The sequence below is a fragment of the Achromobacter sp. Root565 genome (assembly GCF_001427425.1).
GTDB classification, from domain to species: Bacteria; Pseudomonadota; Gammaproteobacteria; order Burkholderiales; family Burkholderiaceae_B; genus Achromobacter; species Achromobacter spanius_D.
The window spans coordinates 392,971-419,859 of the sequence record NZ_LMGO01000006.1 but is presented as its reverse complement, the minus strand read 5'-3'; the positions used below and the strand labels follow the sequence as shown (position 1 = coordinate 419,859).

Here is a 26,889-nt window from a genome sequence, read left to right as displayed (position 1 = left end):
ATTTAGAACGGCGAAGCGATCAGGAAGAAGCGTTGCAGCCAGCCCATGGTCTGGACTTCGTCCATGACGCCCTTGCTGCGGTATTCGATGCGCGCGTCAGCCACTTGCGTGGACGACACGGTGTTCGTGCCCGTGATGGAGCGCGGATCGACCACGCCGGCAAAGCGCACGTACTCGCTGCCGCGGTTGATGGCGATCTGCTTTTCGCCGGCGACCTGCAGGTTGCCGTTGGACATCACGCCCACCACCGTGGTGGTGATGGTGCCAGTGAAGGCATTGTTGGCGCTGCTGTCGCCCTTGCCCTGCGACACGTTGCCGCCATTGGCCTCGGTGTTCAGATTGGCGTTCGCCCAGCTGTCCATGAAGGACGGCGCCGCAGCGATGCCCAGCGTGGCCGAGCCGGTGCGGTTGGTGTTCGTCGCCACGTTCTTGGACGCGTTGGTGCGTTCGTTCAGCACGATGGTGACGATATCGCCCACATTGCGCGGCCGGCGGTCTTCGAACAACGGGTAGTTGCCGTAGGTCGTGGGCTGGTAAATGGAGCCCGTGGGCTGCGCCATCGGCATCGGCGGCGGCGGCGGGGCCGCCGTCGTCGGCCCGGTCACGATGGGTTCGGGCGGGATAATGGCGCAACCAGCCGCCAGCAGAGCCAGCGCAGACGCAAGTACCAGGCGCAGGACAGACATGAGCATCACAGTTGGGTCAGGCGGGCCAGCATTTCGTCCGACGTCTTGACGGCCTTGCTGTTCATTTCGTAAGCGCGCTGCGTCGTGATCATGTTGACCAGTTCTTCAGCGACGTTGACGTTGGAGGTCTCGACGTACTTCTGCATGATCGAGCCCGCGCCGTCCACACCGGGCTGCAACAGGTTCGCCGGACCCGACGAGTCGGTTTCCAGATACAGGTTTTCGCCGATGCTTTGCAGGCCGGTCGGGTTGATGAAGGTGGCGATCTGGAGCTGGCCGATCTGCACGTTGACGCCGGCCGCGCCGGGCTGCGTCACGGAAACCATGCCGTCGTTGCCGATGGTGATGGACAGCGCGTTGTCCGGCACGTTGATCGGCGGCTGGATGACATAGCCGCTGACGGTCACGAGCTGGCCGTTCTGGTCGCGCTGCAGGGCGCCGTCACGCGTATAGGCCTGCGTGCCGTCGGGCAGTTCGACCGGCAGGAAGCCGCGGCCGTTGATCGCCACGTCCATCTCGCTGCCGGTGTTGTTCAGGTTGCCGTCCGAGTGGATGCGCTCGGTGGCGGCCACGCGCGCGCCGGTGCCCAACTGCAGGCCGGACGGCAGTTGCGTGGCATCGCCCACCTGGGCGCCGGGCTGGCGCAGCGTCTGATACATCAGGTCCTGGAACACGGCACGGCCGCGCTTGAACCCGTTGGTGGAGACGTTGGCCAAGTTGTTGGAAATCACGTCCATGGAGGTCTGCTGACCTTCCAGGCCCGTCTTGGCGATCCACAGCGAACGCATCATGATGAAAGACTCCGGTGCCGCGGCCTGGCCGCGAACTAAATGTTATTTAAATCAGGCGCTTACGGACAGAATGCCGTTGGCGCGTTCCGCATTGCGGTCCGACTGCTGAATCACCTGCATCTGCTGCTCGAAGCGGCGGGCGTTTTCGATCATGCCCACCATCGACGCCATCGGATTGGTGTTGCTGCCTTCCAGCACGCCCGACAACAGGCGCAGGCTGGGATCGGCGGGCACCGGCGGCGCGGGCTGGCCGTTGACCGGCGCCATGCGGAAGACACCGTCATCGCCGTGCACCAGCTGCTTGTTGTCCGGATTGACCAGCTTGAGCCGGCCCAGATTCAGGATGTTGTTCGGACCGTCGCCGGCGCCCAGCGCCGTGATCGTGCCGTCCGACGTGATGGTCAGCGCGGCCTGGTCGGGCACGTCGATGGGACCCCCCTGGTCCGACAGGACCGGCTGGCCCAGCGACGTCTGCAACAGGCCGTTGATGCCAACCTGCAGGCTGCCGGCGCGGGTATAGGCTTCGCCCTGCGGCGTCTGCACCGCGATCCAGCCGTTTTCGCTGGCCAGCGCCACGTCCAGGTCGCGGCCCGTGGTCTGCATGGTGCCCATCTGAAAGCTGTTGCCGGGCGTGGACGCCACCGTCGAAACGCGCGTGGGCAGGCTCACCCCGTCCGTCACGGGAACCGAGCGGTACAGCGCGATCTGCTCGCGAAAGCCCGCCGTGTTCACGTTGGCCATGTTGTTGGAGAGCGCGGCCTGATGCTCCGTGATCCGCGCTGCGCCATTCATGGCGGTGTAGATGATTCTATCCATTGCCTATTCCGTCGGTGTCGTCGCTTGCCCAGCGGGCATTACTTCAGGTTCATCAGGACTTGCATGATTTCGTCCTGGGTCTTGATGGTCTGCGAATTGGCCTGGTAGGTGCGCTGGGCAATGATCATGTTGACCAGCTCCTTGCTCATGTCCACGTTGGACGCTTCGGTCGCCTGACCGACCACCGTCGACATGCTGTTGGTGCCGGGCTGGCCCAGGATCGGCTGGCCGGAAGCCGCCGTTTCCTTCCAGGCGTTGTTGCCCACGGGCTGCAGGCCCTGCAGGTTCGAGAAGTCGGCCAGCACGAGCGTGCCAACGATCTGGGTTTCGCCGTTGGTGTAGCTGGCGACCAGGCTGCCGTCGCTGCTGATGTTGATGCCGCTGAACTCGCCGGACGTGTAGCCGTCGGGCTTGGCAACCAGCTTGTAGTTGCTGCCGTACTGGGTCGTGCCGGTGTAGTTGATCGCGACGTTCAGCGGATCGGCCGGGGTGGACGTGCCGCCGGGCTGGGCGAACGAGAGGTTCACGATCGGCGCGCTGGTCAGCGTGCCGGCGTTGTTGAACGTGAACTGCTGGGGGTTGCCCCACACGCCGCCGGCTTCCGACGTGGGCGCCATGGCCTGGCCGTCCATCGTGTAGTACACGTCGTACACGCTGGTGCCGCCCGTCGCTTCACGCTTGACGAAATACTGCATGACCTGGTGCGAGTTGCCCAGGGAGTCGAACACCGTCATGGGCGAGGCGTTCGTGTAGGTGCTGGAGATCTTGGGATCGAACGGCTTGCCGATTTCGGTGACCGCGGCGGTGTAGTCCACGTAGCCGGGAATGCTCTCCAGCGTGCCGGCGGAGACCTGGCCCGTACCGTCGATCGTGACGGTGTTCGGAGCCGTGCCGTACACGGCGGCCGGCGGGTTGGCCGGGGTCCACGTCAGCGCGCCGCCGGCGGCCTTGGTGAAGGTGTAGGGCGTGCCGCCCAGGGTGACCGAGCCGGGAACGGCGGGCGCCGTCACGGTGTCGACCTGGTAGATGACCTTGGCGTTCGCGTCCAGGTTGGCCACGGTGGTGGCGGTGCTGGTGGCCTGCGGCGCGACGTTGGCCGTCGGCAGTTGCAGTTCGACCGGGTTCGCACCGATGGCGCCGGGCGGGTAGCCGGTCAGGCGATAGCCCTGGGCGTTCACGATGAAGTTGTTCTTGTCGACGAGGAACTCGCCATTGCGCGTGTACATGACCGAGCCGCTCTGGTCGGTGACGCGGAACATGCCCTTGGCGCCGTCGATGGCGATGTCGTATTCGCCGCCGCCGCCCGTCACCGCGCCAACGGTGAAGCGCTGGTTGATGGCCGCGACCTTGACGCCCAGGCCCACGCGCGAGCTGGCGTAGACGTCAGCGAACGATGCGGTTGCCGACTTGAAGCCGACGGTGCCCGAGTTGGCGATGTTGTTGCCGATGACGTCCAGGTTCTGCGCAGCGGCATTCAAGCCGCTCAATCCTTGTCCGAAGCCCATGTTTACTCTCGCTAATCTTTAGTGGAGAAGCCGTCGCCCGTGCGCCGGCACCAATTCATATCCGCCCGTTCAGGCGCCGATCACCTTGCGCACGTCCAGCATGCTGGTCTGGCCGTCCAGGCCCAGATCCAGACGCAGGCCGTTGGTCGAGTACGCCACGCTCTTCACGTTGCCGTAGCTCAACACTTCCGAATTCACCTTCGCGCCGTCGGCATCGGTCGCCAGCACGGACACGTTGTACGCACCCGCTTCCAGCGCCACGCCGGAATCGTTCTTGCCGTCCCACTCCAGCGTGTACACGCCATTCTTCTGCTCGCCCAGCTCGATGGTGCGAACGACGGCGCCGTTCGAATCCGAGATGCGGACCTGAACCTTGGCGGCGTCGCCCTGCAGATCCAGACCGTAAGGCGTGACCACGCGGTCGGCGGGGTTGGCGCTGTCGACGCCGACCTTGACCTTCGAGCCCGGGATCAGGACGCCCTTGCCGATCATCGACACGGCGTTCATCGACTGCGACACGTCGATCTGGCCGCTGATGGCCAGCATGGTGTTCTTCAGGTTGGTGATGCCTTCCACCGTGGAGATCTGCGCCAATTGCGACGTCAGCTCCGCGTTCTGCATCGGGTTCAGCGGATCCTGGTTCTTGAGCTGAGTGACCAGCAGCTTCAGGAACTGGTCCTGCAGGCCTTGCGCGGTGCTCGCGCTGTTGGCGCCGGTTTGCGCCAGGCCCATGGCCGTGGTGCTCGTGTTTTGATCGACGGTCGTCATGGATAGACTCTGGCTGAAAATTAGGATTGACCGATGGTCAGCGTCTTCTGCATCAACGTCTTGGCGGTGTTGAGGACCTCGACGTTGGCCTGGTAGGACCGCGATGCCGCGATCATGTTGACCGTTTCGGCCACCGGATCGACGTTGGGCATGCTGATGTAGCCCTGCGCGTCAGCCAGGGGGTGCTTGGGGTCATAGACCATCTTCAGGGGCGACTGGTCCTGGACCACGCCGGCCACGCGAACGCCGCCGATTTCCTGCCCCAGCGCCTGGCCTGCGGCCGGGTTGACCTGGAACACGACCTGCCGGGCGCGGTAGGGCTGGCCATCCGGACCGACCACGCTGTCGGCGTTGGCCATGTTGCTGGCCGCCACGTTCATGCGCTGCGACTGCGCGCTCAACGCCGAACCGGCGATATCGAAAATGCTCAACAAGGACATTGCCTGTTGCTCCCTTTAAAGATCAATCCTGGATGGCGGTCTGCAACCCGCGGATGCGGCTGGAGATAAGCTGCATCGTGCTCTGGTAATGCAGGGTGTTGTCGGCGAACTGCACGCGCTCGATGTCCATGTCCACCGTGTTGCCGTCCATGCTGGGCTGGTACGGCAGGCGGTACAGCAGATCCGTCGGACCCTGCGACACGGCCTTGGCCGGAATGTGGCGGGCCGACGTCAGCTTGAGCGACGTGTCGGGCAGGCGCATCGTGCCTTCCATGGCGCTTTGCATGGCGGCCTTGAAGTCGATGTCGCGCGCCTTGTAGTTGGGCGTGTCGGCGTTGGCGATGTTCGAGGAAAGCACTTCCTGGCGCTGCGCGCGCAGTGACAAAGCCTGCTGGTAGAACCGGAAATCTTCGTTGAGCCTGTCGAGCATCGTGGCGCCTTGAATTCGTTGCAAATCGGATAAAGCAGGGATGCCGGACACACCGTTATCCCATTGGATGACGGCATGATAGGGGCCGGACCTGTAACACAATCAGCCAAATAACCCGTCATTTCTCATCCAATTCACGTATTGCCGAACGCCGCCCACTTCTACAATTCATCCATCATGAAAATCTCCGCAAGACTCCTTCTCGCGCGCGCCGGCATCGCCGCCCTGCTCCTGGCCTCGGCAAGCGCCGTCCAGGCACAGGCCGCGGCCACCCAGGCCCCGGAAGCGATCATCATTGCGGCGCAGACGTATCTGCAGGAACAACTGGCCTCCCTGCCCGGCGAGGCGTCCATCGCCATCGACCCGCCGCGCACCGATCGCCTGGCGCCCTGCGACGACCTGGCCCCGTTCCTGCCGTCCGGCATGAAACTGCGGTCCCGCATGACGGTCGGCGTGCGCTGCAACACGGCCAAGGGCTGGACCGCCTACGTGCAGGCGTCCGTCAGCGTGGCCGGACACTATTACGTGGCCTCGCGCCTGATCGCCGCCGGCCAGGCCCTGACCCCGGCAGACCTGGACGCCCGCGAGGGCGATCTGGTCTCCCTGCCCCCGGGCGCCATCACCGACCCGCAGGCAGTGGCCGGCATGACCGCCGCGTTCCGCATCAACGCCGGCCAACCGATCCGCAGCTCGTCGCTGCGCAATGCCCAGTCCGTGCAGCGCGGCACCAACGTGCGGATCAACGCGCGCGGCAACGGTTTCATGGTCAGCAGCGAAGGCGAAGCCATGGGCAACGCGGCCCCCGGCGCCGTGGTCCAGGTCCGCACGGCGGGCGGCCAGGTGGTCAGCGGCGTCGTCCGTAACGCCACCCTGGTGGAAATTCAGCTATAGATACTGTTACAAATCGCGTTGCGCCTGGCTCGCATATACCCTAAAGTTCCTCCGGCCCTTGTCGTTACAGAGACATAAGTAGGCGGATCCGTCGCAAACCGACCCAGAACGCCCTGCGGAGAAAACCTTGAAAATCAATTCGACCACCAACCGGCCCCTAGCAGCCGATGCCGTCGGTGCCCGCGCCGAGTCCGCGGTCAGTCAAGCTTATGGCGCCGGCAGCGCCACCGGCTCGAGCAGCTCGCAAGTCGCGCTGAGCTCGGCGTCGCGCAAGATGCTGGCCATGCAAGACGGCTCGAACGACATCAATGTCGAGCGCGTTGCCGCCATTCGCGCCGCGATCGCCTCCGGACAGCTCAAGATCGACACCGGCCGCATCGCCGACAGCCTGATCGCCAGCGCCCGAGACCTGCTGAAATAGCCCGTCCCTTCTCTCCATTGAGCCGTCTGTCATGAGCCTCGTCGATTCCCTGCAATCCTGCATGAAGCAGGAAGACACCCTGATCTCCGAATTCTCCTCGATCCTCGAGGAAGAAACCGAGGTCCTGGTCAGCCAGGGCAGCGTCGAGGCGCTGAACCAGATCACCGAGCGCAAGCGCGGCATCGCGCAGCAGTTGGTCGACCTGAGCCAGACGCGTGACAACCTGCTCACCGAAATCGGCCTGCCCGCGGGCCACGTCGGCACCGAACAGGCCGCGGCGCAATATCCGCAGCTGTCCGGCGTGTGGCACGCCCTGCTGACCAAGTCGGCCTCCGCCAGCGAAATCAATATGCGCAACGGCGCCCTGATCGACGTGCATCTGCGTTACACCCAGCAGTCGCTGGACGCCCTGCGCAACGTCGGCGTCGGCAGCGCCTCGACCTACGACGCGCAAGGCCGCGGCGCCCGCAGCGCGCCGGGACGCCGGCCGATTGTGGCAGGCTGAAGCCCTCCCCGGACCTCCGTCCAAAAGAAAACGGCGTGCATGGCACGCCGTTTTTTTATTCGTTCACGCTAGATGGGTTTTGCGGCCTCACGCCCCGCCCGTCATCTCCAGCAGCGCAAACATCTTCAGCAGCGCCACCGGCAGCATCTTGCCCGACAGCTTGCGTTCGGTGCCCACGATGCCCGACAGCGGCCCACGCACGACGTCGGCCGCCGGCGAATGGGCCAGTTGCCAGCAGGCCGCGCCGAGCTGCCCGGCCATGAGCGACTGGCGCGCCAGCGTGTGGGCGCCATCGACGGCGGGCAGCGCCTGCCAGGCATTGGCCATGTAACGGAACGCCGCCTTGGCCTCGTCCTGCAGGACCAGCCAGCGCGCGATCGTCGCCGCGTCCGCCTGCGAAGCCGGCAGGTTCGTGGCGCCAAACAACTGGCCCGCGACCTCGCCGGTGACCGTGTCGATCAGACGCGCGCAGATGAGGCGAACGCTCGCGCCCTGCCCCTTGCCCGGCAGCACGACTTCGGTGCCGGAGGCCCACAGTGCCAGCGGCGCGGTTTTGCCGCCGGACGCCGGGCGCAGGCCCGGCATGTCGCCGGGCTGGCCCACGGGCAGGTAGCCCACGCTCTTGCCGACGGCATTCAGGTTGGTCGGGCATTCATCCTGGATCACCCGCGTGCCACCCGCGCAACGCGCCACCCAGGACACCCCCTGCTCGCTCAACAGCTGCCACAACGCAACCGTGCCGGCCTCCAGCATGTGAACCAGCGGCACGGACTGCAGGCGCTCGCCCAGCCACTGCACGCGGGCCTGCAACGCGGCCGCCGCATCCGGCTGGGCCGGCGCGGCGGGCGAAAAAGAGGTCAACATGCCATGCGGCAGCACGAGCTGCTGCGCGGGCGACGCCAGCGCGGCCCCGCGATCGCTCATCAACAACGCGCCTAGCAGCGCGCCGCCGGGCAAGGCCTCGCCTTTCATGGCGGTCTTGCCGTGCATCACGAGCAGGTTGCGGTTGCAGACGGCGGAAAACTCGCGGCGCACCATCGCCAGCGGCTCGTCGCCCAGCGCGGCCAGGCTGGCGCCCGCGCCGTCGCTGACGTACTCGCGCCAGGCGCTACGCGCTTGCAGGCACGCCGGGTCCCTGTCCAGCCACGAAATGGTGTCGTCCAGGCTCTGGGCCGCGGCGATCGAACCCGCACCGCCCTGCTGCGGCAGGATGGCCGAGGCCAGCAACTGGCGGCGGCGCGCCGGGTCCACGGCGTCCGGCTCGCGCGACGACGACACCAGCGACGCCAGATCGGCCTCGCTCGGGGTGTACAGCGCGCGGGCGCGCTCCACCATCGAAAACGCGCGGTCGATCAGCACGTCCGCGCGGGCCAGTTCCATGTGCTCGGGCACCTTCTGGCCGACGGACATGTAATGGATCGGCAGACGGTGGCGGATGGCGGTGTCCAGCGCCGCGCCCAGGCGGGTGGCTTCGTCCAGCTTGGTGATGATGCAGCCGGCGACGTCCTCGCCGACCCCATTGCGATAGGCGTGCGCCACCTCGTCCAGCGTGTCGCCCTGGCTGGCGGCATTGAGCACCAGCAGCCGGCGAACGGGCTTGCCCGCGTTGCACAGCATCGACGCCTGCTCGGCCACCAGGCGATCGCGCTGGCTGATCCCGGTGGTGTCGATCAGCACGATCTTGCGGTTGCCGAGTTCAGCCAGGATGCGGCGCAGCTCGCCGGCATCGCGCACCGAGTGCGCCGGCACGCCCATCAGGCGGCCGTAGATCTGCAATTGTTCCAGCGCGCCGATCCGGAACAGGTCGGTCGTCAGCATGGCGACCTGCTCGCGCCCTTCGCGCGCCACGCAGCGGGCGGCCAGCTTGGCCAGCGTCGTGGTCTTGCCCACGCCGGTCGGACCGACCAGCGCGTACACGCCGCCGGCCAGGAATTCGTCTTCGGAACGCACCACCGGCAGGTGCGTCACCAGTTCATTGCGTGCCCAGCTCAACGCGGCCTCGGTGGAGAGGCCTTGCGGCAGGCGCTCGACCAGCGTGCGGACCAGCTTGGTGCTGAAACCGGCGTCCAGCAGGCTGCGGAACAGCGCGGCGCCAGCCGGCTCGCGGCCCGGACCCTGGCGGCCACCCCACAGCAGGCCGTCCATGCGGCTTTCCATCGCGCCACGCAAGGCGCTGATCGCGTCCTGCAGACCGGCGGCCGTATCGGCCGGCAGATTCGCGGGCGGCAGGCCCTGCGGCGGCCGCACGGGGGCATCGGGCGTGCGGCCCATGGGCGGTGCGGCATGCAGCGTGGCAGGTTGCGGCGGCGCTGCGGGCGGAATGGCGGGCGCTTGCACGGGTCCGGGCGGCGCAGCGTAGCTTTGCGGCGCGTGATAGGCGGTCGCCGGCGCGGCGGCCATGGCGGCGGCGGGCGCAGACGCAGTGACCATGCGCTCGGGCATGGCGGGAGACGGCGCCATGCGTGCAACGGGCGCAAGCGGCGGCAGCTCGACGCGAATTGGCGCGGCCGGCATAGGCGCGGCCGGCATAGGCGCGGCCGGCTGAGGCGCGGTCGGCTGAGGCGCGGCCGCCGTCGCGGCCACCGGCGACGGTGCAGCGGGTGTGAATTCTGCCGGGGACGGTTCAATCTCCGGCTGGGCCGACGCCGCGTACGCGGACTGGTAGGCGGCAATGGATCGCGCCGGCGTCGCATAGCCGGCGGGCGCCATCGCGGGGGACACGACAGGCGGCATCGCGGCAGGCGGCAGAGGCGGCATGGCGACAGGCGTTACCTGCGGCCGCTCAAACCCAGCCGGCTCGCGGAACGACGGCGCCGCGGGCTGGCGTTCCTGAGCCGGCGGCGCATAGGCCGGCGCTTCGCGCGGCGGGGTCTGCGGTTGCGGCGCGTCATCGAAGGCGCCGTCGATGGTGGCCAGCACCTCGATGCCGCCGTCGACACTGCGGTTCGACACGATCAGCGCGTCCGGCCCCAAGGCCTCGCGCACCTGACGCATCACGTCACGGGTGTTGGCCCCGTAAAAGCGGCTGATCTTCATTGCCCGTTGCTCCCGCCGATCAGCGCCGTCACGCGGACGATGCGCTCATCGGGAATTTCCGTATTCGACAACACACCCAGTTGCGGCAGGTGGTGGCGCAGGAAGCGCGACAGCGGCGCGCGCAGCACCGGCGACACCAGCAGCACCGGCGCATTGCCCTGTGATTCCTGCCGTTCGACCGCCGCTTGCGCCTCGCGCAGCAGCGTATCGGCAAGGCCCGGCTCCAGACCGCCGCTGGTCGTCATGGCTTGCGACAGCACGCGTTCCAGCTTCACATCCAGGCCGATCACCCGCAGCTCGCCCTCGCCGGGGAACCATTGCTGCGTGATGGCGCGGCCGAGCGCGCGGCGCGTCAGCGCGATCAGTTCGTTGATGTCCGGCTGCCCGCCCGACCCGGCTGCCATCGCGGCCAGGCGCGGACCGTGTTCGGACAGCGTGTCGATGATGGTGCGCATGTCGCGGATCGGCACCTCTTCCGACAGAAGGCCCTGCAGCACCTTCTGCAGCGCGGTAAGCGATAGCGTCTTGGGCACCAGGTCCTCGACCAGCTTCGGCGCGTCGCGGCCGATGCGGTCCAGCAGCTGCTGCACTTCCTGGCGGCCCAGCAGGTTCGAGCCGTGGCGGTGCATCAGGTGATTCAGGTGCGTGGCCACGACCGTGCCCGCATCCACCACCGTGTAACCGGCCACCTGCGCCTGATCGCGCAGCGAACTGTCGATCCACAGCGCCGGCAGGCCGAACGCCGGATCGGTCGTCGGCGTGCCCTTGATCTGCATGGTCACGCCGCCCGGGTCGATGGCCAGCCACTGGCCGGGCATCGCGACGCCATTGCCCACTTCCACGCCCGACAAGAGGATGCGGTAATCGTTGGGCTTGAGTTCCAGGTTGTCGCGGATGTGCACCACGGGCGGCAGAAAGCCGACGTCCTGGGCAAACTTCTTGCGCAGGCTGCGGATGCGGTGCAGCAGCTCGCCGTTCTGGGCGTGATCCACCAGCGGAATCAGGCGGTAGCCCACTTCCAGCCCCAGCTGATCCACCATCGACACGTCTTCCCAGCTTGCTTCGGCGGCCGCGGCCTGCGCCTGGGTGATCGCCTGCGGCGGTATCTCCTCGGCGGCCACGGCGGCGGCCTTCCTGCGTTTGAGCAGCGCCCAACCGCCCCAGCCCAGCGCGCCGGCCAGCGTCAGGAACGCGATGTGGGGCATGTTGGGGATGAGACCCATGATGCCGATGATGCCGGCGGTCAGGAACAGCACGCTCGGATTCGAAAAGAGCTGGCTGATGATCTGCTGGCCGATGTCCTGGTCCGTCGACACGCGCGACACGACCACACCGGCGGCGGTGGAGATCACCAGCGCGGGGATCTGGGCAACCAGACCGTCGCCGATGGTCAGCAGCGTGTAGACGCGGCCGGCATCGCCCATGGACATGTCGTGCTGCGCCACGCCGACGACCAGACCGCCGATGACGTTGATCGCCATGATCAAAAGGCCGGCGATGGCGTCGCCGCGCACGAACTTGCTGGCGCCGTCCATCGAGCCGAAGAAGTCCGACTCCTGCGACACTTCCGCGCGGCGCTTGCGCGCCTCGTCTTCGCCGATCAGGCCGGCGTTCAGGTCCGCGTCGATCGCCATCTGCTTGCCGGGCATGGCGTCCAGGGTGAAACGCGCGCCCACTTCCGCGATACGGCCCGCACCCTTGGTGATGACGATGAAGTTGATGATGGTCAGGATGATGAAGACGATGATCCCGACGGCGAAGTTGCCGCCCACCAGGAAGTGGCCGAAGGCCTCGATCACCTTACCCGCGGCGTCCGGACCCGTGTGACCGTGCAGCAGCACGACCCGGGTGGACGCGACGTTCAGCGACAGGCGCAGCAGCGTGGCGAACAGCAGCACGGCCGGGAACGCGGCAAAGTCCAGCGGCTTGCGCGTGAACATGGCCACCAGCAGGATCATCACGGACAACGCGATGTTGAAGGTGAACAGCAAGTCCAAGAGGAACGTGGGCAAGGGCAGCACCATCATGCCCAGCACCATCACGATCAGGATGGGACCCGCCAGCAGCCGCGCGTGCATGGCGCCGTTATTCTTCAACATGGTGAGCAGTGCGCTCATTCCTTAAACTCCTTGTCCTGCGGTTTTAGCCTGCGGGTCCAGTTCGGCTGGCACGTTCAGTTTCGTGGGGGCCGACGGTTCAAGCCCCCAGCCCGAGCGCCAGGATCGTAGCTGGAAAACCCATGCCAGCACTTCCGCCACCGCGGTATACAGCTCGGCCGGGATTTCTTGCCCCAGCTCGACGTGTTGATGCAGGGCGCGCGCCAGCGGCGGCGCCTCCAATGTGGGAATCTTGTTCTCGGCGGCCAGTTCGCGGATCTTCGCGGCGATCAGGCCCGTGCCCTTGGCCAGCACGCGCGGCGCGCCGCCCTTCGATTCGTCGTACTTCAGCGCCACCGCATAGTGCGTCGGGTTGGTCACGACGACGTCGGCCTTCGGCACCTCGGACATCATGCGCCGGCGGGCCGCCTGGCGCTGCTGCTGCCGGATGCGCGCCTTCACATGCGGATCGCCTTCGCTTTCCTTGTGTTCCTGGCGCACGTCTTCCTTGGACATTCGCAGCTTCTTCAGGTGGCTCCAGATCTGCCAGGGCACGTCCAGCAAGACGATGATGAGCAGCGAGGCCACGATGAAGGCGCAGCACATCGCCACCAGGCTCAGCGCCTTGGTCAGCGCGGCCGACGGCGCCACGTGCATCAGCCCCATCATGTCGTCGTGGTAGCGCCAGATGACCCAGACCGCCACGCCGCCAACCAGCATCGCCTTGGCCAGCGCCTTGATCAGCTCCACCACCGTCTGCGACGAGAACATGCGCTTCAAGCCCGCCAGCGGGCTGAGCTTCGAAAAATTGGGTGTCAGCGGCTTGGTCGAAATCACCAGACCGCCCAGCGCCACGCTCGACAGCACCGCCACCACCGCCAGCAGACCGAAGATCGGCAGCAGCACCATCAGCGCATGGCCGAAACCGCTTACCGCCTGCTCGATCATGACCCCAGGATCCAGCGCGACGCGCTGATCGAACGCCAGCCCGTTGCGCAGCACGCCGCTCAGGCCCTTGTACAGCGACCCGCCGCTCGCCCAGATCGCGGCGACACCGACGGCCAGCATCATGAACGTGCCCAGTTCCCGGGAACGCGCAATCTGCCCCTCCTCGCGCGCCTTTTCCAGGCGCCTGGGAGAGGCGGCTTCGGATTTCTCGAGGTCGCTTTCTTCGGACATGCTCTACGGGATTGTTGCGGCTCGCTGACGTGGAAATGCAAGCCGCCCGCCGAGATTCTAGGAGGCGCCGGGGGTTGGCGATATGCCAAGAAACGGGGGGAAAGCGGCGCTATTCCCGGATGCGCCGCCGGCTGCCGGGCGCCGTGCGATCAACCCGCCGCCCGCGCCACCCGGCCGTCGCCGGCCTGCCCGTCCAGAATGGCCTGAAAGCGCGCGTAATCCAGCCCGATACGCACGGCGCCCCAGTGTTCCGGTCCCAGATAAATGGGCAAGGAAATGTCGTTGACGATCTCGCCGGTATCGCGCGAGTACGTCTGAAACAACTGAGCCCCCGTGTTGGCGGCCAGCCGGGCGCCCACCGGATCGTCAAAGATCCGCTTGTTGCGCACCCGGACGATGTCGACCTTCGGATCCCCCGTTGGCGCCTGCGAGAATCGGCTGTTGTGGGCCGGCGCGTAGCCCCGGTTGTCCACCAGAATCGTGTAGATGGCGCCCGGCACTGCCTCCAGCACGCTATCGAGCAGGCGCGTCAGCGGCTCGTCGATGGTCCGGTCATACGCCGTGTGATAGCGCGGCGGCTCGCTGCCGGGGATGCGTTGATAGTGCCGGTCGAACACGTCCACGCCGCGCCGCCGGGCATCGTGCAGCAGCCCGGCCGCCGCATCGGCAAACGCCTGCAGCGACGCCGACAGGCTGTCGAACGCGGTATCGCCTGTGCGCATGTCGGCCAGCACCTCCTGGACGCTTTCCGTCTGGCGGCGGATACGGTCGATCTCGCCCGACATGCTGCCCACCCGTTCCAGCACGTCCGCGCTCAGCGCCGCGATGCGCCCGACATCCTGGCTCATGCCGTGATTGGTCGCGTCGACCTCGCCGATCGCCTGGACCACTTCGCCCACCTGCCGGTTCATGCTGTCGAAGTCGCGCACGAAGCGCTCGAATCCGCCACAGGTGCGGTTCAGCACGGCGCCCGACGCATCCACGTCCTCGCGCAGCGTGCCGGTCTGGCGCTGGGTGGACTCGACGAGGCCCAGCATCTCAGCCGTGTGGCGGCCGATATCGCCGGTGGCGCTGTTGACGCGCTCGGCCAGCCGGCCGACCTCGCTGGCCACCACCGCAAAGCCGCGGCCCGCATCTCCTGCCCGGGCGGCCTCGACGCCCGCGTTCAACGCCAGCAGCTGCGTCTGCAGCGCAATGCCCTTGATCGCCTTGCTGATGTCGCCCACCGAGTGCGCGCGGGCGGCCAATTGCTCCACGACTTCGGTAAACGCCGCCATCTCGCGCGTCATGCGATCGACGCGCTCCTTGACCTCGGTAAGCTCGGCCAGCGCCTGCTGCGCGGCGTGCAGATTCTGTCCGGAGACCGCCGCGATATCCCGCGCATGCGTGGACGTGGACGCGGACAGGTCGGCGATCTGCGCGCCGCTGACCGCGAGCGCCTCGGCAGCCCTGGCCTGCTCGCGCGCCAGCAGCGAACAGCGTCCCGCCTGGAACTGCGTGCGCGCCGCGTTGAGCGCGATCTCGATGCTGGACTGGCGCACGGTCATGACCCGCAGGCGGATCTGCGCAAGAAACCGGTACAACGGCCAGGCGGCCGGACTGAAAGACAGGGCGCGCTCCGACAGCATCGCGTCGCCGCGATTGAGCCGACGCAACAAGCCCCACATGCCGCCCAGGCGGAATACGGATCTGGCCACAATGAACCTCCTCTCCCTGGCCTGGACCGCCTTCTGTGGGCATCCATGGCCTGACGCGCAAAGCGCGCCTTGTCTCACGCTGCAAGGCCCCGATTATTGTTGGCAGGAGTCTATCGGCCGGGCAGCGATTGCACCCTTAGGGAATACGTCATGAGAGGGAAGCCGAACGGCTGCATCCGCACGGCGGAGAGCTGGACGGTGTCAGACACCCAACGAGACTTATCTGGACGGTGTCAGACACCCAAGGGGCATCCAGACTTATGAAGCGTGTCTCTGGAGGGTGTCAGACACCTAGGGATGCCTGGATGGAGGTGTCTGACACCCCTGAAGCAGCCGGGCACGTAACGATGACGCCACCMGGGTGTCAGACACCCAAGGGGCATCCAGRCTTATGAAGCGTGTCTCTGRAGGGTGTCAGACACCTAGGGATGCCTGGATGGAGGTGTCTGACACCCCTGAAGCAGCCGGGCGCGTAACGATGACGCCACCCGGGTGTCAGACACCGGGTTAGCACGCCGGTGTCTGACACCCGCGAGTAACCCCGCGCGGCATCCGGCGCCTCTGGAGCATGTGGGCGGGAAGGCGATCCGCTTTCCCGCCAACGCCGGACATCGCGCGAAAGCCGGGTTTAGAAGCCCAGGCTGGCCAGCAGGTCGTCGACCTGGTCCTGGCTGGTGACCACGTCGGTCTTGCCTTGCGGGTTGATTTGCGGACCGTTGAGCAGGCTGTTGGCTTCATCGCGGCGCTCTTGCGGCACGTTGTCCAGCAGCACCTGCAGCAGTTCGCGTTCGATCGCGCCCACCACGTCCATCATGCGCATGATGACCTGGCCCGTCAGGTCCTGGAAATCCTGGGCCATGATGATTTCCATCAGCTTGGACTGCGTCTGCTGCGTCTGTTTGGGCACGTCGGCCAGGAAGGCCCGCGTGTCCTGCACCAGTTCGCGCGCTTCCGGCATCTCCAGCGGCTGGTCATACCATTGCTGCCAACGGCTATCCAGCGCCTGCGCCGAACGCGACATGTTGTCCTGGATCGGACCGGCCTGCTCGGTGGCGTTGAGCACCCGATTGGCGGCCTGTTCGGTCATCTGCGCCACGTACCGCAGGCGGTCGCGGGCGTCGGGGATCGCATTGGCGGCGTCCTTGATCGCCTGGTCCAGGCCCAGTTCGCGCATGCTGTCGCGCAGCATGCGGGTCAGCGAGGCGATGCGATGGATGAGGTCTGGCGACTCTGCCGGGTCGACGGTTTCCGTTGAGCTCATCGCACGCCTCAGCCGCCAAGTTTCTCGAAGATCTTGGTCAGCTTTTCCTCCAGCGTTGCCGCGGTGAAAGGCTTGACCACGTACCCGTTGGCGCCGGCCTGGGCTGCGGCAACGATGTTTTCCTTCTTGGCTTCCGCCGTCACCATCAGCACCGGCAGCGAGGCCAGCGACGCGTCGGCGCGGATCTGCTTGAGCATCTCCAGACCGTCCAGGTTGGGCATATTCCAGTCGGACACCACGAACTGGAAGCCGCCGTTGCGCAGCTTCTCCAGGCCAATGGCGCCGTCCTCGGCCTCATCCACGTTTTCGAAACCCAGCTCCTTGAGCAGGTTGCGGATGATCCGCCGCATGGTGGGGAAGTCATCCACCACCAGAATCTTCAGGCCCTTGTCTACCATCTTTCACTCCAGAAAAAATTTGCTTGAGACCGATCGTGGCGTCAGCCCGCGTTAAACGCGGTGCCCACGGTCGCCCAGGCGAGTCAGAATGCGTTCGCTCATCGCCGACAACGGCACCACTTCACTTGCAGCCCCGATGGCAATGGCCTCGCGGGGCATGCCGAAGACCACGCAGCTTGCTTCGTCCTGCGCGATCGTGTGGGCGCCCGCCCGGTGCATGGCCAGCATGCCGGTGGCGCCATCCTTGCCCATGCCCGTCAGGATCACGCCGATGGCGTTCTTGCCCGCTGCGACGGCCGCGGAGTTGAACAGCACGTCCACGGACGGACGGTGGCGGTTGACTGGTTCGCTGGCTTCCAGCTCGATGACGTAGTTGGCGCCGCTGCGGCCCAGCCGCATGTGCATTTCGCCGCCCGGCGCCAGATACACGTGGCCCGGCAGCACGCGCTCGCCATGTACGGCCTCGCGCACGGTCACGGCGCACAGCGCGTCCAGGCGCTGCGCGAACGACCGCGTGAAGCCGGCCGGCATGTGCTGCGTGATCAGGATCGCCGGGCTGTCCGGCGGCAGCGGCTGCAGGACTTCGCGAATGGCTTCGGTGCCGCCCGTGGACGCGCCCACGATGACCAGCTTTTCCGAGCTGGACAGCGGACGGCGCAGCATGGGCGCCGGCGCAGCCTGCGCCGCATGGGGCGTCGGCGCGCGCAGCTTGGCGCGCGACGCCGCGCGAATCTTGTCGGCGATGAGTTCCGTGTATTCGAGCAGGCCGTCGCGGATGCCCAGCTTGGGCTTAGTCACGAAGTCGATGGCGCCCAGCTCCAGCGCGCGCAGCGTGATTTCGCCGCCGCGCTCGGTCAGCGACGACACCATCACCACCGGCATGGGGCGCAGGCGCATCAGCTTTTCCAGGAAATCCAGCCCGTCCATGCGGGGCATTTCCACGTCCAGCGTCAGCACGTCGGGGTTGTGACGCTTGATCAGGTCGCGCGCGACCAGAGGATCGGGTGCGGTCGCAACCACTTCCATATCCGGCTGGCTATTGATGATTTCGGTCATCAAGCCTCGCACAAGCGCGGAGTCATCCACACACAAAACGCTTATTTTCTTCATCTTGTTTGCTGCCCTGGCCCGGTCAGGCCTTATTTGCGCATTCGTAGACTGTCTGCCCGCGCAGACGGAAATCCCGGCTGATGTACGTGAAGTTCTCGGAGTGGCCGGCAAACAGCAGGCCGCCCGGCTTCATGAGCGGCACGAACCGCTCCAGGATCTTGGCCTGCGTCGGCTTGTCGAAATAGATCATGATGTTGCGGCAGAAGATCACGTCGAACTTCTCGGTGATCCCCCACGACGACGACAACAGGTTCAGCGTCTCGTAGCGCACCATGTCGGCGATCTCGGGCCGGACCCGCACATGCCCTTCGTTCGAGCCGCGTCCCTTCAGGAAAAAGCGGCGCAGGCGCTCGTCTTCCATCTTCGCGACACGCTCGTTCGGATAGACCGCCGTGCGCGCGCGGTTCAGCACGCTGGTGTCGATGTCCGTGGCCAGCACGGTCGAACCGGCGGCGCGCGGGCCCAGGGCCTCAGTCAGCGTGATCGCGATGGAGTACGGCTCTTCGCCCGTCGAGGCTGCGCAGCACCACACCGAAACGGGTCCCCCGCGCTTCTTCGCGAAGTCCGCCAGGATCGGAAAGTGATGCGACTCACGAAAGAACGCGGTCAGGTTCGTCGTGAGTGCGTTGATGAAGTCTTCCCACTCCGCGGCGTCGGGCTCGTTCTCCAGGCTGTCCAGATAACTGCCGAAGTCCTGTCCGCCCAACGCCCGCAGGCGGCGCGCGAGGCGGCTGTAGACCATCTCGCGCTTGTGCGTGCCGAGCGAAATGCCGGCGCGCGCGTGGATCATCTTGCGGACGCGGGAAAAGTCCGCGTCACGGAAATCAAACTGGCGGTCCACCGAAATGGACGGGGCCGTATTCGCCGAAGTTGCCACGCGTATCCTCAGCGTCCCAGAGCAGGCGCATCGGGCGCATGCAGGCGGGCGTCGTCATAGGTGGCGCGCACCGATGACAGCCGATGCGCCGGCACTTCGATGACCTCGCCCGTATTGATCTTGAACACGGCCACCGCTTCGGCCAGGCGCTGCGCCTGTTCCTGCAGCGAGCCGGCGGCGGCCGCGGCTTGTTCCACCAACGCCGCGTTCTGCTGCGTCACTTCATCCATCTGCGACACCGCGCGGTTCACCTGGTCGATGCCGCTCGACTGCTCTTCGGACGCCGCCGAAATCTCGCCCATGATGTCCGTCACGCGCTTCACCGAAGCCACGATTTCCTGCATCGTGGAGCCGGCGCGTTCGACCTGCTGCGAACCCGCGCCCACCTTGGTCACGGAGTCCTCGATCAGACCCTTGATTTCCTTGGCGGCCTGAGCGCTGCGCTGCGCCAGCGAGCGCACTTCGCCCGCCACCACCGCAAAGCCCTTGCCCTGCTCGCCCGCGCGGGCAGCTTCCACCGCCGCGTTCAGCGCCAGGATGTTCGTCTGGAAAGCGATGCCGTCGATGACCGACACGATTTCCGAAATCTTGCGCGAGCTGGCCGAGATGCCTTCCATGGTGTGCACCACTTCCGACACCGCCGCGCCACCGCGCTCGGCCACGTCCGACGCGCTGGCCGCCAACTGGTTGGCCTGCCGCGCGTTGTCCGCGTTCTGCTTCACGGTCGAGGCCAGCTCCTCCATCGAGGCGGCGGTCTCTTCCAGCGAAGCGGCCTGCTGCTCCGTGCGGCTGGACAGGTCCGTGTTGCCGGCCGCGATTTCGTGCGAGCCGACATTGATTTCGTCCACGCCGCGGCGCACCGAGGCCACCGTGCGGGTCAGGCTTTCCTGCATGCGCTTGAGCGCCGCGAAAAGCTGGCCGATTTCATTGGTGTTGGTAGCTTCGACGCGAGCCGTCAGGTCGCCGCCGGCAATGCGGTCGAAATGGTGACCAGCATCCTTGAGCGGCTGCAGCACGCGGCGGCGCAGGAAGACGTACGTGGCAAACACCAGCAGCGCGGCAATGATGCCGCCGGCGCTGACGGCCATCAGCACGAACTGGTAGCGCACCTGCGCCACTTCGAACGCGTCCGTCATCTTGCTGGCGCGCCAGAAATCAAAGCCTTCGACGGCGCGCGCAAAGCGGCCTTCCAGCGCATCCTGCACTTTTTGAATCTGCGTCTGGTAGGCCGGCATGTCGGCCTTTTCCAGCGCGGCGACCAGGGGTGCGACGCCCTGCTGCACCAGCGCCGCATAGGCATCGTCGATTTCCTTCAGGGCCTCGGCTGCCTCGGGCGGCCGCGGCAAGGTCTTGAAGAAATCAAACTCGGCCTGGCCCTTGTTCAGCGACGCCTTGGCGCGCTCGAGCAGGCCGGCGGCCTCGCTGGACAGTCCTTGCGCCAGCAGGGTCGGCTGACCCACGCTGCGCACGATGTCCGCGTAGTTCAACGTGGCGGCACGCGCCAGGCCGTTCAGCGTGTCCTTGTGGCTCATCACCACGCGGCCGACGGCGTCGTCCAGTTCCTGCGATTGCTTGATCTCGGCCAGCGTCCCATTGCTGATGCGCAACGACAACACGCCCAGCGCGGCACCAATCACCAACATGAATGAGAAGAACGCCAGCACCCACAACAGGCTGCTGCGTATCGTCATGTTCGCGAAAAACTTGCGCATCACAAGAACCATCCCTTGACTGCAATCGTTAAAGGAAAGCGCCACATCGCGATCAATATGGCGCCTTTACCCCGCATTCCGGCCAGACTCCGATCAGGAGGCTACCTTCTCCACCAGCGCCATTTCGTCGCTGGTCATCATCTTTTCAATGTCCACCAGGATCAGCATGCGCTCGTCCACGGTGCCCAGGCCCGTCAGGTACTCGGTCGACAGCGTGGCGCCGAACTCGGGAGCCGGACGAACCTGACCCGAGTTGAGCATCAGCACGTCCGACACGCCGTCCACCACGATGCCAACGACACGGCGGTCGAGGTTGAGGATGATGACAACGGTCTGCTCGTTGTAGTCGACGCGGCCCAGGTTGAACTTGATGCGCAGGTCGACGATCGGCACGATGATGCCGCGCAGGTTCGTCACGCCCTTGATGAACGGCGGGACATTCGCGATGCGGGTCACCGTGTCGGCGTCGTAGCCGCGGATTTCCTGCACCTTCAGGATGTCGATCCCGTATTCCTCGTCGCCCAGCGTGAAGACCAGGAACTCGCTGCCGACATCTTCATTGCGCGCGGCTTGCGCTTGCGGTTTGGCTGCCATGATTTTTTAGTGCTCCATCAATTCAGAACGGCTTCGGGCTGCGACCAGCGCTCCCGGTTGGCGCGCGCGAGCGCAAATACGTCGACAATCAGGGCCACGCTGCCATCGCCAAGAATGGTGGCGGCGGAAATGCCCGGGACCTTGCGGTAATTCGATTCCAGATTTTTCACCACGACCTGGTGCTGCCCGATCAGGTGATCGACCAGCAGCGCGAAGCGCCGGTCCTCGGCCTGCATGATGACGGCGATCGCCTGGGTGGGATCGGTCTGGGCCTCGCCCACCGAGAACACCCGGTGCATCTCGACCAGCGGCAGGTATTCACCGCGCACGTGCATGACGCGCTCGTTGCCGGCGACCGAGTAGATCTGGTCATTGGTGGGCTGGAGCGATTCGGTGACGTGGTTCAGCGGCAGGATGAAGGTTTCTTCGCCCACCCGCACCGACATGCCGTCCAGAATGGCCAGCGTCAGCGGCAGCACGATGCGCGTCGTGGTGCCGTGGCCCGGCTCGCACGACAGCTGCACGTGGCCGCCCATGTCCTGAATGTTCCGGCGCACCACGTCCATGCCCACGCCACGGCCGGAAATGTCCGTGACCTTTTCGGCGGTGGAGAAACCAGGCGCGAAAATCAGCTGCCAGATCTCGTCGTCGGGCGAGTTTTCGTTGATGGCCAGGCCTTGCGCCATGGCCTTCTTCAGAATCTTCTCGCGGCTCAGGCCACCACCGTCGTCGCTGACTTCAATGACGATGTTGCCGCCGTTGTGCTGCGCGGACAGCACCAGCTGGCCAACCGGATCCTTGCCGGCGGCGACACGCTTTTCAGGCGTTTCGATGCCGTGGTCCAGGCTGTTGCGCACCAGGTGGGTCAGCGGGTCGATGATGCGTTCGATCAGGCTCTTGTCCAGCTCGGTCGCGCGGCCGTAGGTTTGCAGTTCGATCTGCTTGCCCATCTTGCCGGCGATATCGCGCACCAGGCGCGGGAAGCGGCTGAACACGTAGTCCATCGGCATCATGCGGATCGACATGACGGCTTCCTGCAGATCGCGCGCATTGCGCTCGAGCTGCTCCATGCCGTTCAGCAGACGATCGTGCAGCACCGGATCCAGCGTGGAGGCGGTCTGCGCCAGCATGGCTTGCGTGATGACAAGCTCACCCACCAGGTTGATGACCTGGTCGACTTTTTCGACGCCGACGCGGATCGAGGTCGATTCCTTGTCTGCATGGGCAGCGGTGGCAGCGGCCGGACGCGCGGCGGCACGGGCGGCCGGCGCGCCAGCATCGGCGGCAGGCGCTTCGGGCGCAACCGGGGCTGCGGCAGCCTCGGCAACCGGCGCGGCTTGCGCGGCAGGCGCCGCTTCGGCGGCCACAGGCGCGGCGTCGCCGCTTGCCGGCGCCGCTTCACGGGCGATGTTCAATTGGTCGCCGTCGACGATGAAGCAGCACACCGCTTCGATGTCTTCCGGCGTGCAGGTGCTTTCCACCCAGACGGTCAGCACGCCGTTGGCGCGTTCGCTCGCCTTGACGGCGCCCAGGTTGCCCATTTCTTCGAGCAGGGACGCGGCATCCTTGTCGGACACCTTGGTGATGCGCACGCGCAGCGGCAGGCCGTCAGCATCGGCGGCCGATGCGGCAGGTTCGACCGGCGCGGCCGGCGCAGGCTGGGGCGCCTGCTGCACGGGTGCGGGCGCCGGGGCGGCGACCGGCGCAGCAGCGGGCGCGGGCGCAGCGGCTGCGGCGGCGGGGTCCTGATGCTCCAGCGCAAGCTGCCTCAATACGGCGCAAATACGCTCAAACACGGCGTCATCGGGCTCTTCGGAGGCCCGATAGGCATCCAGTTGGCTTTTGAGCACGTCTTTCGTTTCCAAGAAAATATCAATCATGTCCGTGCGCAGCGCCATTTCGCCACGCCGGATCGCGTCCAGAAGGTTCTCAAGCAGATGGGTCGTACCCGCCAGCTGAGTGAAACAGCCGAACGTCGCTGCGCCGCCCTTGATCGAATGGGCCGCGCGGAAGATGGCGTTGAGCTGCTCGATGTCGGGCGCGCCCACATCGAGCTCGAGCAACAGCTGCTCCATTTGCGCAAGCAGCTCGTCCGCCTCGTCGAAAAAGGTCTCGTAAAACTGACTGAGGTCCAAACCAGAACTCATGACCCGTACGCCTTTCTAAATGAACCTGCTACGCGCCGGCCTGCTCATCGAGCAGTTCGGTCGCCAATTCCACCAGCACATCGGGATCCACCGGCTTGGAAAGCCAGCCGCAAACGCCCAGATCCCGGGCTGCCATCTTGCTGTCCACGTCGTCCTCGGTGGTCAGCACCAGCACCGGCACATCCATGTACCGATCCTCTTCGCGCAACCCCTGGATCAACTCCAGACCGCCCTTCACCGGCATGTTCCAGTCACTGACGACCAGATCCACCGGGTTGGCCATCGCCACCTCCAGCGCTTCCTGGCCGTTGCAAGCCGTCAACACCTTCCAGCCTGCGCCGGTCAGCGTCGCCTGCACGATCATCCGCATGGTCGTGGAATCGTCCGCCACGAGTATCGTTGCCGTCATTGTTGTTGAACCCCTTCAGCGGGCGGGGTGTTCTCCGCCTCGCCCTGCTTGGTTGCCGTTGCGGCCTGGCTGGCGGCTTGCACCGCCTGCACGGCCGACCCCACCTCGCGCGCATCCTTGGCGCTCACGTCCGCGGCTGCGGCGTTCTCGCTCTCGATCCGCTTCTGGGTGCTTTGGTTGAGCACCACCAGGCTGATGCGTCTATTAACGGCTGCATACGGATCATCTTTAACCAGACTCATGCTTGAAGACAGACCCTGGATGCGCATGACCTTGCTTTCGTTCATGCCGCCTGCCACCAATTCCTGGCGCGAGGCGTTCGCCCGGTCGGCCGACAGCTCCCAATTGCTGTAGGCGCGTTCGCCGCGCGCATACTGCGACGCGTCGGTATGACCGGAGATGCTCACCCTGTTCGGCAATTCGTTCAGCACCGGCCCCAGCTCGCGCAGGATGTCGCGCATGTACGGCTGCACTTCGGCGCGGCCGGTCGCGAACATCGGGCGGTTCTGGTTGTCGATGATCTGGATGCGCAGCCCTTCGGTCGTCAGGTCGATGAGGAGCTGCGGCCGGAAGGATTTCAGGACGGGGCTCGTCTCGATGACGTTCTCGAGGCGCCGCTTGAGGTTTTCGAGGCGATGCTGCTCGCGGCGCTCGGCGTCGCCCATGGGCTGGGACTCGACCCGGTTGCCCTGGCCACGGCGCACATCGCCCTCGCTGCGCAGCGGGTCCTGCCCGCCGCCGGGCACGGCGCTTGTTTCCGCCGAGCTGCTGGGGCCGCCCGTGATGGCGACGCGCAGCGGCATGCGGAAATACTCGGCGATGCCTTTCAGTTCTTCCTTCGGCACGATGCTGACCAGCCACATCACCAGGAAGAACGCCATCATTGCCGTAATGAAGTCGGCGTACGCGATCTTCCAGCTGCCCCCGTGGTGCCCGCCGCCCTTGACCTTCTTGCGGCGGATCACCACACGGTGATTATTTACCGTGCTCATGGCCCGCTCCGTCAGGCCTTGCCGGTCGACTTGGTCTGCCGGACGTGCTCTTCCAGCTCACCGAAGGTGGGCCGCACCGCCGAGAACAGCACCTTGCGTCCGAACTCCACCGCAAGCTGAGGCGGGTAGCCGTTCATGCTGGCCAGCAGCGTCGTCTTGATGCATTCGAGCACCTTCATGGCTTCGTCCGTGCGGCGCTCCACGCGGGAGGCCAGCGGACCCACAAAGCCGTACGCCAGCAAAATACCCAGGAACGTGCCGACCATGGCCTTGGAGATCAGGTCACCCAGGATGGCGGGCGGCTGATCCACGGCGGCCAGCGCCTTGATCACGCCCAGCACCGCGGCCACGATACCGAAAGCAGGCAGGCCGTCGGCCATCTGCTGCAGCGCATGAGCCGGCACTTCGCGCTCGTGGCGGTAGGTTTCGATTTCCTCGTCCATGAGCGTCTCGATCTCGAACGAGCTCATGTTGCCGCTGATCATGATGCGCAGGTAGTCCGTGATGAACTCCATGAGCTTCTCGTCTTTGGCGATACGGGGATATTCGCTGAAGATCGGGCTGGAGCCCGGATCCTCGATATGCGACTCGATGGCCATCAGGCCTTCGCGGCGCGCCTTGTTCAGCAGCACGTACAGGAGCGCCATCAGCTCCATGTAGACGTCCTTGCCGTAGCGCGAGCTCTTGAGCGCGTCCGGAAGCGCCTTCTTGACCAGCATCAGCGACTTCTTGCTGTTGCCCGCCAGGAACGCTCCGAACGCCGCGCCGAAGATCAGCGTCAGCTCGAAGGGCTGGTAAAGCGCGCCCATGTGTCCGCCCAGCGCCATGAAGCTGCCGACGACCGACACGATCACCACAAGAAAACCGATAACAATCAACACAACGGGCCCCTGCCAACGAAGTCTATAACTTGCGTCAATGATCCCCTGTCCCCCCTGCCCCAAAAAGGCGGGTTAGGGGGTGTTTTTCAGGGCTTTTGATGTATTTGGACGCCCGATCAGGTCGGAGCGGCGGTCGCAATGGGGGCTGGGCGGCTGCCGGCGCGTGCTTTTGCCGCCGCGCGGGTCTTGCCGGCGCGCGGTGGCGGACGGCAGATGGCGCACACGAAATCCGACTGAGGATCGTGGGCGTGGGCGATGAAATGACCGCCGCACTGCCGGCACGCGGAAAGCTGCAGCATGCCGCTGTCGAAGAATCGCACCAGCATCCACGCCCGGGTGAAGCTCAGGACGGGCTCGGCGTCCGCAGTCTCCTGCCCTGCGTTCTCGAGATACAGGCGATACGCGTCGATGGTGGCGCGTATGCCCTTGCTGGTGGTGCGCGTATTCAGGAACGAATACACGTTATAGAAGAGAGAGGAATGAATATTCGGCAGCCAGGTCATGAACCAGTCAACCGAAAAAGGCAGCATGCCCTTGGGTGGCGAGCAGCCGCGGATTTCGCGATACAGGCGGGCGAGGCGATCATGGCTGAGGCTGGTTTCAGCCTCAAGCACCTGAAGGCGCGCGCCCAGCGTAATCATGGAGCTGGCAAGCAGGATGTCGTCCGCTTCCTGGGAAACGCTCTTGGAGGCCATGACAGGTGTGTCCGAGTGGGATTCGCGAGGCCGTCAGGCCAGTTCTTCGACAGGCTGCTTGGCGAGCAGGATGGTTGCATGTGCTTGCTGCAGTGCACCACCCAGAACGTCGTGGGTCAGCGCCGACAGCAGGCTGTAATCGTCAAAACGGAAGCGGCACAGCAGCGAGCTGGAGCTGGCCAGTTTCACGAGTTGCGCCGGCGAGAGACGCATGAGAATGTCAGCGACTTCGTTACTGAAACCCAGGCGGAACATCGATGCGGCGAAATCGTCCCGCAACATGCGCTGAGCCAGTAACAGATACGACAGATTCACTTCGCGAATGTCTGCCAGCAAAGAATTTTCGACTTGTTGCACGCTGTACTCCCTATCCCTATCCCACCCGAGGGGCTTGATTACTCGTGGCGTCAGGCAACGTTTGTTACCTGTCCGCTTGCTGCATCCTGTTTTAATGCGAAATGTATCATTTGTTCGCAAATTAAGTAAAATTTACCACAGGTCATGTCATTTTCTATGACTTATATGACAAATCTTTGTTGATGTTGCGCAACG

Annotated in this window: 26 protein-coding genes; 3 read left to right on the top strand and 23 right to left on the bottom strand. The window is 65.5% G+C overall.

Going from position 1 to position 26,889, the window contains the following annotated elements; translation table 11 throughout:
- Positions 1–2 precede the first annotated feature (2 nt).
- The 7 genes from ASD71_RS23295 to flgB form a co-directional block, all read right to left on the bottom strand.
- A complete protein-coding gene (locus ASD71_RS23295) occupies positions 3–692 on the bottom strand; it encodes a flagellar basal body L-ring protein FlgH (RefSeq protein WP_056570202.1) in 690 nt (229 codons plus the stop codon).
- Positions 692–1,477 (bottom strand): flagellar basal-body rod protein FlgG, encoded by a 786-nt coding sequence (gene flgG / locus ASD71_RS23290; RefSeq protein ID WP_056570201.1) that lies wholly within the window; start codon positions 1,475–1,477, stop codon positions 692–694. Before flgG ends, ASD71_RS23295 begins: the two co-directional genes overlap by 1 nt.
- Before the next feature lie 51 nt (positions 1,478–1,528).
- Positions 1,529–2,293 (bottom strand): flagellar basal body rod protein FlgF, encoded by a 765-nt coding sequence (locus tag ASD71_RS23285; protein WP_056570199.1) that lies wholly within the window; start codon positions 2,291–2,293, stop codon positions 1,529–1,531.
- A gap of 38 nt (positions 2,294–2,331) precedes the next feature.
- Entirely contained in the window at positions 2,332–3,798 is a 1,467-nt protein-coding gene (locus tag ASD71_RS23280; RefSeq protein ID WP_056570198.1) for a flagellar hook-basal body complex protein, read from the bottom strand.
- A 69-nt stretch (positions 3,799–3,867) separates the two neighbouring features.
- Positions 3,868–4,566, bottom strand: a complete 699-nt coding sequence (locus tag ASD71_RS23275) for a flagellar hook capping FlgD N-terminal domain-containing protein (protein ID WP_056570196.1) — start codon at positions 4,564–4,566, stop codon at positions 3,868–3,870.
- Between the two features lie 20 nt (positions 4,567–4,586).
- The gene (gene flgC / locus ASD71_RS23270; RefSeq protein ID WP_056570194.1) at positions 4,587–5,006 is read right to left on the bottom strand and encodes a flagellar basal body rod protein FlgC; all 420 of its coding nucleotides are present in this window, start codon (positions 5,004–5,006) and stop codon (positions 4,587–4,589) included.
- A gap of 22 nt (positions 5,007–5,028) precedes the next feature.
- On the bottom strand, positions 5,029–5,436 hold the full coding sequence (gene flgB, locus ASD71_RS23265; protein ID WP_056570192.1) for a flagellar basal body rod protein FlgB: 408 nt from the start codon (positions 5,434–5,436) through the stop codon (positions 5,029–5,031).
- A gap of 177 nt (positions 5,437–5,613) precedes the next feature.
- Between flgB and flgA the strand changes: the two genes are divergently transcribed.
- From flgA to ASD71_RS23250, 3 genes are all read left to right on the top strand, one after another.
- On the top strand, positions 5,614–6,327 hold the full coding sequence (gene flgA / locus ASD71_RS23260; RefSeq protein WP_056570601.1) for a flagellar basal body P-ring formation chaperone FlgA: 714 nt from the start codon (positions 5,614–5,616) through the stop codon (positions 6,325–6,327).
- A gap of 127 nt (positions 6,328–6,454) precedes the next feature.
- Positions 6,455–6,748 (top strand): flagellar biosynthesis anti-sigma factor FlgM, encoded by a 294-nt coding sequence (gene flgM, locus ASD71_RS23255; RefSeq protein ID WP_056570190.1) that lies wholly within the window; start codon positions 6,455–6,457, stop codon positions 6,746–6,748.
- 31 nt (positions 6,749–6,779) lie between these two features.
- Complete coding sequence (locus tag ASD71_RS23250) at positions 6,780–7,253, top strand: flagella synthesis protein FlgN (RefSeq protein WP_056570188.1); 474 nt, start codon at positions 6,780–6,782, stop codon at positions 7,251–7,253.
- An 87-nt stretch (positions 7,254–7,340) separates the two neighbouring features.
- On the opposite strand, the gene flhF is transcribed toward ASD71_RS23250, so the two are convergent.
- The 16 genes from flhF to flhD form a co-directional block, all read right to left on the bottom strand.
- On the bottom strand, positions 7,341–10,289 hold the full coding sequence (gene flhF / locus ASD71_RS23245) for a flagellar biosynthesis protein FlhF (RefSeq protein ID WP_056570186.1): 2,949 nt from the start codon (positions 10,287–10,289) through the stop codon (positions 7,341–7,343).
- Positions 10,286–12,406, bottom strand: a complete 2,121-nt coding sequence (gene flhA, locus ASD71_RS23240) for a flagellar biosynthesis protein FlhA (RefSeq protein ID WP_056570184.1) — start codon at positions 12,404–12,406, stop codon at positions 10,286–10,288. Before flhA ends, flhF begins: the two co-directional genes overlap by 4 nt.
- A gap of 3 nt (positions 12,407–12,409) precedes the next feature.
- A complete protein-coding gene (flhB, locus tag ASD71_RS23235) occupies positions 12,410–13,564 on the bottom strand; it encodes a flagellar biosynthesis protein FlhB (protein ID WP_056570182.1) in 1,155 nt (384 codons plus the stop codon).
- A 149-nt stretch (positions 13,565–13,713) separates the two neighbouring features.
- A complete protein-coding gene (locus ASD71_RS23230) occupies positions 13,714–15,261 on the bottom strand; it encodes a methyl-accepting chemotaxis protein (RefSeq protein ID WP_369818994.1) in 1,548 nt (515 codons plus the stop codon).
- A 628-nt stretch (positions 15,262–15,889) separates the two neighbouring features.
- Positions 15,890–16,522, bottom strand: a complete 633-nt coding sequence (gene cheZ / locus ASD71_RS23225; RefSeq protein WP_056570181.1) for a protein phosphatase CheZ — start codon at positions 16,520–16,522, stop codon at positions 15,890–15,892.
- An 8-nt stretch (positions 16,523–16,530) separates the two neighbouring features.
- Positions 16,531–16,920 carry a chemotaxis response regulator CheY gene (gene cheY, locus ASD71_RS23220; RefSeq protein ID WP_056570180.1) on the bottom strand — a complete coding sequence of 130 codons (390 nt, stop codon included), beginning with the start codon at positions 16,918–16,920 and terminating at the stop codon, positions 16,531–16,533.
- Positions 16,921–16,971: 51 nt separating this feature from the next.
- The gene (locus ASD71_RS23215) at positions 16,972–18,030 is read right to left on the bottom strand and encodes a chemotaxis response regulator protein-glutamate methylesterase (protein WP_056570179.1); all 1,059 of its coding nucleotides are present in this window, start codon (positions 18,028–18,030) and stop codon (positions 16,972–16,974) included.
- Positions 18,031–18,052: 22 nt separating this feature from the next.
- On the bottom strand, positions 18,053–18,907 hold the full coding sequence (locus tag ASD71_RS23210; RefSeq protein ID WP_056570177.1) for a CheR family methyltransferase: 855 nt from the start codon (positions 18,905–18,907) through the stop codon (positions 18,053–18,055).
- Positions 18,908–18,915: 8 nt separating this feature from the next.
- A complete protein-coding gene (locus tag ASD71_RS23205; RefSeq protein ID WP_056570597.1) occupies positions 18,916–20,619 on the bottom strand; it encodes a methyl-accepting chemotaxis protein in 1,704 nt (567 codons plus the stop codon).
- 93 nt (positions 20,620–20,712) lie between these two features.
- The gene (cheW, locus tag ASD71_RS23200; RefSeq protein ID WP_056570175.1) at positions 20,713–21,213 is read right to left on the bottom strand and encodes a chemotaxis protein CheW; all 501 of its coding nucleotides are present in this window, start codon (positions 21,211–21,213) and stop codon (positions 20,713–20,715) included.
- A gap of 17 nt (positions 21,214–21,230) precedes the next feature.
- Entirely contained in the window at positions 21,231–23,360 is a 2,130-nt protein-coding gene (gene cheA, locus ASD71_RS23195) for a chemotaxis protein CheA (protein ID WP_056570174.1), read from the bottom strand.
- Positions 23,361–23,388: 28 nt separating this feature from the next.
- The gene (locus tag ASD71_RS23190) at positions 23,389–23,769 is read right to left on the bottom strand and encodes a response regulator (protein WP_056316568.1); all 381 of its coding nucleotides are present in this window, start codon (positions 23,767–23,769) and stop codon (positions 23,389–23,391) included.
- The gene (gene motB, locus ASD71_RS23185) at positions 23,766–24,761 is read right to left on the bottom strand and encodes a flagellar motor protein MotB (RefSeq protein ID WP_056570171.1); all 996 of its coding nucleotides are present in this window, start codon (positions 24,759–24,761) and stop codon (positions 23,766–23,768) included. Before motB ends, ASD71_RS23190 begins: the two co-directional genes overlap by 4 nt.
- An 11-nt stretch (positions 24,762–24,772) precedes the next feature.
- Positions 24,773–25,642, bottom strand: coding sequence for a flagellar motor stator protein MotA (motA, locus tag ASD71_RS23180; protein WP_056570169.1), 870 nt, complete (start codon positions 25,640–25,642; stop codon positions 24,773–24,775).
- A 116-nt stretch (positions 25,643–25,758) separates the two neighbouring features.
- Positions 25,759–26,337 (bottom strand): flagellar transcriptional regulator FlhC, encoded by a 579-nt coding sequence (flhC, locus tag ASD71_RS23175; RefSeq protein ID WP_056570167.1) that lies wholly within the window; start codon positions 26,335–26,337, stop codon positions 25,759–25,761.
- Positions 26,338–26,370: 33 nt separating this feature from the next.
- Positions 26,371–26,694, bottom strand: coding sequence for a flagellar transcriptional regulator FlhD (flhD, locus tag ASD71_RS23170; protein WP_046806433.1), 324 nt, complete (start codon positions 26,692–26,694; stop codon positions 26,371–26,373).
- Between the last annotated feature and the right edge of the window lie 195 nt (positions 26,695–26,889).

Bases quoted from the DNA above. Each gene is read 5' to 3' on its own strand.
- ASD71_RS23190 (WP_056316568.1), bottom strand. From the start codon at position 23,769: ATGACGGCAACGATACTCGTGGCGGACGATTCCACGACCATGCGGATG.
- flhC (WP_056570167.1), bottom strand. From the start codon at position 26,337: ATGGCCTCCAAGAGCGTTTCCCAGGAAGCGGACGACATCCTGCTTGCC.
- ASD71_RS23275 (WP_056570196.1), bottom strand. From the start codon at position 4,566: ATGACGACCGTCGATCAAAACACGAGCACCACGGCCATGGGCCTGGCG.
- ASD71_RS23205 (WP_056570597.1), bottom strand. From the start codon at position 20,619: ATGCGCAAGTTTTTCGCGAACATGACGATACGCAGCAGCCTGTTGTGG.
- flgB (WP_056570192.1), bottom strand. From the start codon at position 5,436: ATGCTCGACAGGCTCAACGAAGATTTCCGGTTCTACCAGCAGGCTTTG.
- cheY (WP_056570180.1), bottom strand. From the start codon at position 16,920: ATGGTAGACAAGGGCCTGAAGATTCTGGTGGTGGATGACTTCCCCACC.
- flhB (WP_056570182.1), bottom strand. From the start codon at position 13,564: ATGTCCGAAGAAAGCGACCTCGAGAAATCCGAAGCCGCCTCTCCCAGG.
- cheA (WP_056570174.1), bottom strand. From the start codon at position 23,360: ATGAGTTCTGGTTTGGACCTCAGTCAGTTTTACGAGACCTTTTTCGAC.
- ASD71_RS23295 (WP_056570202.1), bottom strand. From the start codon at position 692: ATGCTCATGTCTGTCCTGCGCCTGGTACTTGCGTCTGCGCTGGCTCTG.
- flgA (WP_056570601.1), top strand. From the start codon at position 5,614: ATGAAAATCTCCGCAAGACTCCTTCTCGCGCGCGCCGGCATCGCCGCC.
- ASD71_RS23250 (WP_056570188.1), top strand. From the start codon at position 6,780: ATGAGCCTCGTCGATTCCCTGCAATCCTGCATGAAGCAGGAAGACACC.
- cheW (WP_056570175.1), bottom strand. From the start codon at position 21,213: ATGGCAGCCAAACCGCAAGCGCAAGCCGCGCGCAATGAAGATGTCGGC.
- flgC (WP_056570194.1), bottom strand. From the start codon at position 5,006: ATGTCCTTGTTGAGCATTTTCGATATCGCCGGTTCGGCGTTGAGCGCG.
- ASD71_RS23215 (WP_056570179.1), bottom strand. From the start codon at position 18,030: ATGAAGAAAATAAGCGTTTTGTGTGTGGATGACTCCGCGCTTGTGCGA.
- flhA (WP_056570184.1), bottom strand. From the start codon at position 12,406: ATGAGCGCACTGCTCACCATGTTGAAGAATAACGGCGCCATGCACGCG.
- cheZ (WP_056570181.1), bottom strand. From the start codon at position 16,522: ATGAGCTCAACGGAAACCGTCGACCCGGCAGAGTCGCCAGACCTCATC.
- ASD71_RS23280 (WP_056570198.1), bottom strand. From the start codon at position 3,798: ATGGGCTTCGGACAAGGATTGAGCGGCTTGAATGCCGCTGCGCAGAAC.
- flgG (WP_056570201.1), bottom strand. From the start codon at position 1,477: ATGATGCGTTCGCTGTGGATCGCCAAGACGGGCCTGGAAGGTCAGCAG.
- ASD71_RS23285 (WP_056570199.1), bottom strand. From the start codon at position 2,293: ATGGATAGAATCATCTACACCGCCATGAATGGCGCAGCGCGGATCACG.
- flhF (WP_056570186.1), bottom strand. From the start codon at position 10,289: ATGAAGATCAGCCGCTTTTACGGGGCCAACACCCGTGACGTGATGCGT.
- motB (WP_056570171.1), bottom strand. From the start codon at position 24,761: ATGAGCACGGTAAATAATCACCGTGTGGTGATCCGCCGCAAGAAGGTC.